Genomic DNA, 1716 nt, shown 5'->3' with positions numbered 1-1716 from the left:
CCTCCAATGTCGCCAGCCGGAACTCGACCACCGCCGCGATGAGCCCGTCGCGGGACCCGAAGTGATATTGGATCACTGAATTGTTTCGCTGACCTGCGGCAGCGGCGATATCGCGCAGCGGTACCGACCGTCCGTGCTCGGCGATCAGACGCTCCGCCGCGACGATGAGGCGTTCCCGCGCTGCTGTTGCTGCCACAGATCGAACAGTAGCCGTTCATCAACAGGATTGAGAAGTACTCATTGACAGTTAAGCGAAATCTCTTAAAGATGCAGTGTGACCGCAGCCACATGCGGCCATATCAGAGAGGAGCTTGCACCATGATCCTGGATGCCTTCCGGCTCGACGGTCGCGTTGCCATCGTCACCGGAGCGGGCCGCGGTATAGGCGCGGCCACCGCGCTCGCGCTCGCCGAAGCCGGTGCCGACGTCGCCATCGCCGCCCGCACCACCGAACAGCTCGACGAGGTCGCCGGGAAGATCCGTGCCCTGGGCCGCCGTGCCGTGACCGTGACAGCGGATCTCGCCGACCTGGCCGCGGTGAAGGCTTTCGCCGACACCGCCGCCGCCGAACTGGGCCGTATCGACATCGTGGTCAACAATGTCGGCGGCACCATGCCCAATACCTTCATGACCACCTCCCCGGAGTTCCTGGAGGAGGCTTTCCGCTTCAATGTGTCCACCGCGCACGCGCTCACCCAGGCCGCGGTACCGCACCTGCTGGAGTCCGACAACGCCTCGGTGGTCAGCATCTCCTCGATGATGGGCCGCACCGCGGGCCGTGGCTTCCTCGCCTACGGCACCGCCAAAGCCGCTCTCGCGCATTGGACCCGGCTGGCCGCCACCGATCTGTCTCCACGCATTCGCGTCAATGCCATCGCGGTGGGGTCGGTACTCACCTCCGCGTTGGATGTCGTTGCGAGTCAACCCGAGATCAAGGCCACGATGGAAGCCGCGACCCCGCTGGGTCGGCTCGGCGAGCCCTGGGAAATCGCGGCGGCCATCGTCTACCTCAGTTCACGCGCGGGCGGCTATGTCACCGGCAAGATTCTCGAGGTCGACGGCGGCATCGAAAGCCCCAATTTCGAACTCGGCCTGCCCGACCTGTGATCCACTCCCGCGCAAAGGATCTGACATGACCTACCGTGTAATCCAATGGAGCACCGGAAACGTCGGTGCGCGAGCGCTGCGTTCCATCATCGCCCGGCCCGAACTGGAGCTCGTCGGCGTGTGGGTATCGAGCTCGGCCAAAGCCGGGAAGGACGCGGGCGAGCTCGCCGGGCTGTCCGTCGACACCGGCATCACCGCCACCACCGATGCCGACGCCCTGCTGGCCCTGAAACCCGACTGCATCGTGCACACCGCTATGGCCGACGACCGGCTGATGGAATCGGTCGAGGACCTGAAACGGTTCCTGCGCGCTGGCATCAATGTGGTCTCCAGCAGCCCTGTCTTCCTGCAATACCCGTACGGCACCCTGCCCGACGAGGCGATCGCCCCGATCGTCGCGGCCGCCGAGGAGGGCGGTGCGTCCCTGTGGGTCAACGGCATCGACCCGGGCTGGGCCAACGACTGGCTGCCGCTGCTGCTCTCCAGTGGCTCCGAACGGATCGACCGCATCATCTGCTCGGAGATCATGGACTACTCCACCTATGACAATCCCAAGGTCGTCTTCGACATCATGGGATTCGGCAGTGACCTCGATGCCGTGCCCATGCT

At 65.0% G+C, this 1716-nt stretch carries 2 protein-coding genes and 1 pseudogene; 2 read left to right on the top strand and 1 reads right to left on the bottom strand.

The genetic code is table 11. The features are described from left to right. Positions 1-196: TetR family transcriptional regulator (locus tag ACFWF3_RS34895; RefSeq protein WP_379318350.1), on the bottom strand; the 196-nt coding region annotated here is incomplete at its 3' end. A gap of 122 nt (positions 197-318) precedes the next feature. Between ACFWF3_RS34895 and ACFWF3_RS34890 the strand changes: the two genes are divergently transcribed. Both ACFWF3_RS34890 and ACFWF3_RS34885 read left to right on the top strand, forming a co-directional pair. Next, positions 319-1107: an SDR family oxidoreductase gene (locus ACFWF3_RS34890; protein ID WP_379318348.1), complete on the top strand. Its 789-nt coding sequence runs from the start codon at positions 319-321 to the stop codon at positions 1105-1107. Between the two features lie 25 nt (positions 1108-1132). After that, positions 1133-1716: pseudogene (locus tag ACFWF3_RS34885) on the top strand (diacylglycerol kinase); the annotation flags it as partial.

Source organism: Nocardia sp. NPDC060220 (assembly GCF_042727815.1).
GTDB lineage: Bacteria > Actinomycetota > Actinomycetes > Mycobacteriales > Mycobacteriaceae > Nocardia.
This window is presented reverse-complemented; position numbering and strand designations above follow the sequence as displayed.